The organism is Ideonella sp. (genome assembly GCF_041287625.1).
Classification (GTDB): Bacteria; Pseudomonadota; Gammaproteobacteria; order Burkholderiales; family Burkholderiaceae_C; genus Ideonella.
Map to the genome: position 1 here is coordinate 46650 of NZ_JBGGNH010000004.1, position 6801 is coordinate 53450.

Consider the following 6801-nt stretch of genomic DNA (forward strand, 5'->3'; position numbering starts at 1 on the left):
CACCTCCTCCTGTCCGCCATGCCCGAGACCTTGCCTCCTGCGCGACTGGCCGCCCTGCTGGCCAGCGCGCGCAGCCTGCAACAGGCGGCAGCGGCCGGCGCCCTCCCGCAGCCGCTGCGCGGCCTGAACCTCGGGCTGCTGTGCGAAGACAGCGCGGCCGATCCGGCAAGTGGCGCCGGCCTGCTGCGCCACGCCGCGCTGGCGCTGGGCGCGCAGGTGGCCCTGGTGCGCCCCAGCCAGTGGCAGACCGGCAGGCCGGAAGACCTGCAGCCCACGCTGCGCCTGCTCGGCCGCATCTACGAGGCGCTCGCCTGCGAAGGCCTGCCCGCCGGGCTGGTGCAGCAGATCCGCAGCCATGCCGGCGTGCCGGTCTGCCAGGACCTGGCCTCGAGCGAGCACCCCGTGCACACGCTGGCCGGCCAGCTCGAAGGCGGCCCGTCCTCCGAGGCCGACAGGCGCTGCTGCCTGCTTCAGGCGCTGCTGCTGGACGCGCTGCGCTGAGTCGCGGTGAATGGTCCATCGCTCAGCGCCGCGGCACGCTCGCGCCACACGCTGTAAGCCGCCACGGCCAGGCCACCCAAGGTCAGCACGGCCGCCACCCAGGGCAGGCGCGCCAGGCCGGGTCCGTGGTCGATCACCACGCCGCCCAGCCAGGCGCCCAGCGCGTTGCCCAGGTTGAAGGCCGCGATGTTCAGGCTGGACGCCATGCTCTGCCCTGCCCCCTCGGCTTTGCTGAGCACGCGCAGCTGCAGCGGCGCCACGGTGGTGAACGCGGCGGTGCCCAGCAGCCCGACGAACAGCACTGCAGTGACGTGGTGGCCCATCGCGAAGCCCATCAGCACCAGCACGGTGGCCAGTGCCGCCAGCGAGCCCAGCAGCATGCGCACCGGCGCACGGTCGGTCAGCCGGCCGCCGATGACGTTGCCGAGGATCATGCCGACGCCGAACATCAGCAGGATCACCGACACCGCGGCCTCGGCAAAGCCGGTGACCTGGGTCAGCAGCGGCTGGATGTAGGTGAACACGGCGAACACGCCGGCGAAACCGAAGACGGTGGCCGCAAGCCCGAGCAGGACGTTCAGCCGGCCCAGCACCTTCAGCTCCTCCTTCAGCGACACGCCGCTGCCGCAGCCCGCCTCCCGCGCCGAGACGAACAGCGCGATGACCGCCATCGCGACGAGGCCGATGGCGCACACGGCCCAGAACGTGGCCCGCCAGCCGAAGTGCAGCCCGAGCCAGGAGCCCACCGGCACGCCCAGCAGCGTTGCGACCGTGAGGCCGGTGAACATGGTCGACAGCGCGGCCGCCTTGCGGTCCGGCGGCACCAGGCTGGTGGCGACGACAGCGCCCACCCCGAAGAAGGTGCCGTGCGCCAGCGAGGTGATGACCCGCGCCAGCATCAGCACCGCGTAGCTGGGTGCCAGCGCGCAGGCCAGGTTGCCCAGCGTGAAGATGGCCATCAGCGCGAGCAGCGCCGTCTTGCGTGGCACTTTGCTCAGCGAGGCAGTGAGCAGTGGCGCCCCGACGAAAACGCCCAGCGCATAACCGGAAATGAGCAAGCCTGCGGTGGCGACGCTGACCTTCAGGTCGGCCGCGAGCTGCAGCAGCAGGCCCATGATGACGAATTCGGTCGTGCCGATGCCGAAGGCGCCTATCGTCAGCGCGTAGATGGCCAGAGACGTGCGCTTGCGGCCTTGTGCCGGCATGCCGTGGGTGGATCGGGGTGATGCGGTCATGCCGGCCTCGTGAAGGGATGCCCGTTGGGGCGATGCCTGCAAGCCTAGCCAGCACACCCCGCGCTCACCTCTCCCGAAGACGCGCCATGGGTTCCGCCCGCCTGGGGGAGGCGCAGCTGCCCCCCGCCCGATCCACCCGATCCGCCTGGCCCGCGCCAGGCCTCAGACCACGCACCAGGCGGCCAGCCGTGCCAGCAGGCCGTGGCTCAGGGCCCAGCCCGAGCCCAGCACCAGCCCGGCACCTGCCATGCGGTAGCCCCAGGCCTGCGCCAGCACCGGCGACACGCGCTGGCCGCGCCAAGCCTGCCAGCGCGCCCACAGCCACGGTGCGAAAGCCAGCGCCGGCATGGAGCCCAGCGCAAAAGCCGCCATCACCAGGGCGCCACCCAGTGCGTCGTTCGCCAACGTGGCGAGCAACAAGGCGGCCTGCAGCGCGCCGCAGGGCAGCGCCACCCAGCCCAGCCCGGCCAGGCCGGCGCGCCAGGGCCGCCGGCGGCCGCCGACCCAGCGCACCGGGCTGGCGCCATCGCGCAGCAAGGCGGCCGGCAGGCGACCGGTCAACAGCCACCACAGGCCCAGCGCCAGCAGCACCAGGTGCAGCGCCACCCACAGCGGCCGCAGTGCCGGCACGGCCTGGCTCCAGGCGCCCAACGCCGCGACGCTGGCCGCCGCCAGCGCGCCGCCGGCCATGTAGCCCAACAGCCGGCCGAGCTGGAAGCCGGCCAGGTTGCGGCCACAGCCGCCGGTGAGCGCGGCGCACGGCCCCGCGCACATGCTGGCGCAGTGCGGCGAGGCGGCCAGGCCCATGGCCAGGCCGGCGAGCACCAACGGCAACATGGCGGCGGTCATGCGCAGTGCCAGGCCGCTTCAGATCAGCCGCGAGAAACGCTCGCGCTGGCGGTCGGTCTGCAGGTAGCGGTCGAACACCATGGCCACCGCGCGCACCACGTACCAGCCGGTGGCGGTGACCTGCAAGGCGTCCGGTTCGATCTCGACCAGGCCTGCTTCGGCCAGCGGTGCCAGCTGCTGCAGCTCGGCCGCGAAGTAGCTGCGCATGTCGACCAGATGGGCGAGTTCGATGGATTCGAAGTCGACCCGGCCCTGGCACATCAGCGCCATGATGACGGCGCGCCGCACCAGGTCGTCCCGCACCAGCGCCACGCCGCGCTGCACCGGCAGCTCGCCCTGACGCAGGGCGTCGTAATACTCGGGCAGGGTCTTGGCGTTCTGGTGGTAGCTGGCGCCAACACGGCCGATGGCCGACACGCCCAGGCCGATCAGGTCGCAATCGGGCTGGGTGCTGTAGCCCTGGAAGTTGCGGTGCAGCCGGCCCTCGCGCTTGGCGACCGCCAGCGGGTCGTCCGGCAGCGCGAAATGGTCCATGCCCACGTAGGTGTAGCCGCGGCCCAGCAGGCCGGCGATGGCAGCGCCCAGCATCTCCACGCGCTGCGCTGCGCTGGGCAGCTGCAACGTGTCGATGCGGCGCTGCGGCTTGAAGCGCTGCGGCAGGTGGGCATAGGCGTACAGCGCCAGGCGGTCCGGCCGCAGCTCGCCGATCTGCGCGATGGTGCGCGCGAAGCTCGCCGGCGTCTGCTGCGGCAGGCCGTAGATCAGGTCCGCATTGATGGAAGCGAAGCCCAGTTCGCGCGCGCTGGCCATCAAGGCCTTCACGCTTTCGAACGGCTGCACGCGGTGCACGGCTTGCTGCACCTGCGGGTCGAAGTCCTGCACGCCGAAGCTGATGCGGTTGAAGCCCAGCGCGCGCAGGTGGGCCAGGCGCTCGGCGCTGACGGTACGCGGGTCGACCTCGATCGACAGCTCCGCGCCTTCGGTGAAGCCGAAGGCGGCGCGCAGCGAGCCCAGCAGCCGCGCCAACTCGTCGTCGGACAGGAAGGTGGGCGAGCCGCCGCCCAGGTGCAGCTGCGAAACGAGCTGCGAAGCCGACGGGCTGGCGCCCAATGCGGCGCGCACCAGGGCGATCTCGACGTCCAGCGCCTGCAGGTATTCGGTGGCACGCTCGTGGTGGCGGGTGATGACTTTGTTGCAGGCGCAGTAGTAGCAGACCGACTCGCAGAACGGAATGTGCACATAGACCGACAGCGGCCCGCCCAGCGCGGCGCCACCGCCGCGCAGCGCCAGCGCACGCCGGCACTCGGCCGGGCCGAAGGCTTCGACGAAGCGGTCTGCCGTGGGGTAGGAGGTGTAGCGCGGCCCGGGGGCGTCGAAGCGCCTCAGCAAGGCCTCTGGCAGCAATGGCGACGCCTGCGCGGCGCCAGCGGGTGTCGACGAAATGGCGTTCATGCCGTGCATGCTGCCGCGCCCCGGCGCCGGTCGGCTTGATCTGGCGCAAGCGCCCGCAGCAGCCGGGCTTGAACAATCAGGTCCCGAATCCTTGTTGTCTCAAATCAAGACTGCCCCGCCATGATTCCCCTCACCGATGCCTGCGCCGCACAGGCCAAGCCCAACGTGGCCTGCTCGCACTGCAATCTGCGCGAGCTGTGCCTGCCGGTGGGCATTCCGGAAGACGAACTGCAGCGGCTGGACGGCATGGTCGCCACCCGCCGCAGCGTGCGCCGCGGCCACACGCTGTTTCGCCTGGGAGACCCGTTCGAAGCGGTCTATGCGGTGCGCACAGGGTTCTTCAAGACGCGCATCACGCCGGAGGACGGGCGCGACCAGGTCACCGGGTTCCAGATGGCAGGCGAACTGCTGGGGCTGGACGGCATCGGCAACGACCGTCATGCCTGCGACGCTGTGGCGCTGGAAGACTCCCAGGTCTGCGTGATTCCCTACAGCCAGCTCACGCAGCTCTCGCGTGAGTTCCCCGGGCTGCAGCGGCAGTTCCACAAGATCATGAGCCGCGAGATTGTGCGCGACCATGGCGTGATGCTGCTGCTGGGCAGCATGCGGGCCGAAGAGCGGCTGGCGGTGTTCCTGCTGAACCTCTCGCAGCGGCTCAAGGCACGCGGCTTCTCGGCCTCTTCGCTGGTGCTGCGCATGACACGCGAGGAGATCGGCACCTACCTGGGCCTGAAGCTGGAGACCGTCAGCCGCTGCTTCTCGAAGTTCCAGGAAGACGGGGTGCTGGCGGTGCGCCAGCGCCAGATCGAGGTGCTGGACCCCGAGGCCCTGCAACGCCTGGTGAACAACGCGCACGGCTGAGGCGCGGGCCCGGCTCAGTCGCGGTCCCTGGGCCGCGTTCCCCTGACCAGCCACAGCGTGATCGCGGCCGAGGCAGAGGTCGTGGCCCAGAAGACCAGGAAGGCCAGCGAGCACACCGCGCTGCGCGACCACCCTGTCTCTTCGCCAACGGCCAGGCCGAGCACGCTGCCGGGATCTATCCACGCGAAGACCAGGCCGGCGAGCACGCCAGCCGTCACGAAGGCCGGCCACAGCACCAGCAGCAGCCGGCTGCGAAGCCCCGGCCGAAATGCGGCGGTGCGCTCCTCCGGCTCGTCTTCCTCAACGGCGTGCGGGGCTGGCAGCATGATTGCGCGCCTGCATGGCGTCTGCCGTTGCACCCTGGTCGGCACTGCCGCCCTCCAGCAGCGGCCGGTCCCGCCCGTGCAGCGCCAGGCCGAAGGTGACGAAGCTCGCGACCACGACGATGGCCGGGCCGCCGAACACCATCCACGCAGTGGGCACGCGCCACCAGGGCAGTGTCGGTTTCAGGTCGGTGGACATGGCCTTCATGGCTTGCTCTCCTGTCAGCGGTTCAGAGGGATCAGCGGGGAATGACGAACGTGGACTTCTCGACCACGGCTGCGCCGGCAGCGTCCAGCGGCGAGATCTCGAACCGGATCGCATGGGCGCCCGGCTTCAATGCAGCCGCCTGCTCGGGCGGCACCCGCACGGCCACCGTCACCCATCGGGCTTCGGCCGGCTGCAGGGCCACTTCCCCCTGGCCCGCGAGCGCTGCGCCGGCAATGCCCTGCACCGCCAGGTGGTAGCGCCGGGCCTGCTCGGTGGCGTTCATCAGCTGCAGCCGGTAGAGGTTCTCGACCAGGCCGTCGTCGACGATGCGGGCCAGCGTCATGCGGTCACGCACCACGTCGACCTTCAAGGCGCGGCGCATGCCGAGGCTGGTGACGAATGCACCGGCGATCAGGATCAGCACCGCGCCGTAGATCAGCACCCGCGGCCGCAGCAGGCGCCGCAGGTCCAGCGCAGGGGGGGGCCGCCGGCTCAGGTCCGGATGCGGGCCTTGCAGGGCCAGCGCGTTCTGCGTGGCGTAGCGGATCAGGCCGCGCGGGTAGTGCATCTTGTCCATCACGCCGTCGCAGGCGTCGATGCAGGCGGTGCAGGCAATGCACTCGGACTGCAGGCCTTCGCGGATGTCGATGCCGGCCGGACAGACCTGCACGCACAGGCTGCAGTCAATGCACTGGCCCAGGCCCGCGCTGGCCAGGTCGGTGCCGCGGGCACGCGTGCCGCGTGGGTCGCCGCGGGCGCTGTCGTAGCTGACGATCAGCGTGTCCTTGTCGAACATCGCGCTCTGGAAGCGCGCGTACGGGCACATGTACTGGCAGACCTGCTCGCGCAGGAAACCAGCATTGCCGTAGGTGGCCAGGCCGTAGAAGTTGACCCAGAACCATTCCCAGGGGCCGAAGTCCAGCGTGAAGGCCTCGGCCCACAGGCTGTGGATGGGCGTGAAATAGCCCACGAAGGTGAAGCCGGTCCACAGGCCGAGCAGCACCCACACCACGTGCTTGCCGCCCTTGCGCCAGAGCTTGTTCAGCGTCCACGGGCCGGCGTCCAGCTTCATGCGGGCGCCGCGCTCGCCTTCGAAGCGGCGCTCTATCCACAGGAAGATCTCGGTGTAGACGGTCTGCGGGCAGGCATAGCCGCACCACAGCCGGCCGGCCACCGCGGTGAACAGGAACAGCGCGTAGGCGCTGATCAGCAGCAGCGCCGTGAGGTAGATGAAGTCCTGCGGGTAGAGGACGAAGCCGAAGATGTAGAAGCGGCGCGAGGCCAGCTCGAACAGCACCGCCTGGCGGTCGTTCCACTGCAGCCACGCCGTGCCGTAGAACACGAGCTGCGTGCCCCACACCAGGAACCAGCG

Annotated in this window: 8 protein-coding genes; 2 read left to right on the forward strand and 6 right to left on the reverse strand. The window is 70.7% G+C overall.

The genetic code is table 11. The features are described from left to right. The first annotated feature begins 18 nt into the window (after window positions 1-18). Entirely contained in the window at window positions 19-501 is a 483-nt protein-coding gene (locus ACAH41_RS00610) for an ornithine carbamoyltransferase (RefSeq protein ID WP_325652254.1), read from the forward strand. Here ACAH41_RS00610 and ACAH41_RS00615 read toward each other — a convergent pair. From ACAH41_RS00615 to hemN, 3 genes are all read right to left on the reverse strand, one after another. Then, window positions 471-1736, reverse strand: coding sequence for an MFS transporter (locus ACAH41_RS00615; protein ID WP_325652255.1), 1266 nt, complete (start codon window positions 1734-1736; stop codon window positions 471-473). The two genes, ACAH41_RS00610 and ACAH41_RS00615, sit on opposite strands and share 31 nt — an antisense overlap. A 162-nt stretch (window positions 1737-1898) precedes the next feature. After that, window positions 1899-2585: a sulfite exporter TauE/SafE family protein gene (locus ACAH41_RS00620; protein WP_325652257.1), complete on the reverse strand. Its 687-nt coding sequence runs from the start codon at window positions 2583-2585 to the stop codon at window positions 1899-1901. Window positions 2586-2603: 18 nt separating this feature from the next. Continuing rightward, window positions 2604-4037 carry an oxygen-independent coproporphyrinogen III oxidase gene (hemN, locus tag ACAH41_RS00625; protein ID WP_325652258.1) on the reverse strand — a complete coding sequence of 478 codons (1434 nt, stop codon included), beginning with the start codon at window positions 4035-4037 and terminating at the stop codon, window positions 2604-2606. Window positions 4038-4157: 120 nt separating this feature from the next. Between hemN and fnr the strand changes: the two genes are divergently transcribed. After that, complete coding sequence (gene fnr / locus ACAH41_RS00630) at window positions 4158-4898, forward strand: fumarate/nitrate reduction transcriptional regulator Fnr (RefSeq protein WP_325652260.1); 741 nt, start codon at window positions 4158-4160, stop codon at window positions 4896-4898. 14 nt (window positions 4899-4912) lie between these two features. On the opposite strand, the gene ACAH41_RS00635 is transcribed toward fnr, so the two are convergent. The 3 genes from ACAH41_RS00635 to ccoG form a co-directional block, all read right to left on the reverse strand. Beyond that, entirely contained in the window at window positions 4913-5224 is a 312-nt protein-coding gene (locus ACAH41_RS00635) for a hypothetical protein (RefSeq protein ID WP_325652261.1), read from the reverse strand. Next, entirely contained in the window at window positions 5199-5429 is a 231-nt protein-coding gene (locus tag ACAH41_RS00640; protein WP_325652263.1) for a hypothetical protein, read from the reverse strand. The genes ACAH41_RS00635 and ACAH41_RS00640 overlap by 26 nt, the downstream gene beginning before the upstream one ends. A gap of 31 nt (window positions 5430-5460) precedes the next feature. After that, a partial coding sequence (ccoG, locus tag ACAH41_RS00645; protein WP_370538120.1) for a cytochrome c oxidase accessory protein CcoG occupies window positions 5461-6801 on the reverse strand: 1341 nt, incomplete at its 5' end.

Excerpts from the sequence above, each read along its gene's own strand:
- fnr (WP_325652260.1), top strand. The coding sequence starts at position 4,158 with ATGATTCCCCTCACCGATGCCTGCGCCGCACAGGCCAAGCCCAACGTG.
- ACAH41_RS00635 (WP_325652261.1), bottom strand. The coding sequence starts at position 5,224 with ATGCTGCCAGCCCCGCACGCCGTTGAGGAAGACGAGCCGGAGGAGCGC.
- ACAH41_RS00620 (WP_325652257.1), bottom strand. The coding sequence starts at position 2,585 with ATGACCGCCGCCATGTTGCCGTTGGTGCTCGCCGGCCTGGCCATGGGC.
- ACAH41_RS00610 (WP_325652254.1), top strand. The coding sequence starts at position 19 with ATGCCCGAGACCTTGCCTCCTGCGCGACTGGCCGCCCTGCTGGCCAGC.
- ACAH41_RS00615 (WP_325652255.1), bottom strand. The coding sequence starts at position 1,736 with ATGACCGCATCACCCCGATCCACCCACGGCATGCCGGCACAAGGCCGC.
- hemN (WP_325652258.1), bottom strand. The coding sequence starts at position 4,037 with ATGAACGCCATTTCGTCGACACCCGCTGGCGCCGCGCAGGCGTCGCCA.
- ACAH41_RS00640 (WP_325652263.1), bottom strand. The coding sequence starts at position 5,429 with ATGAAGGCCATGTCCACCGACCTGAAACCGACACTGCCCTGGTGGCGC.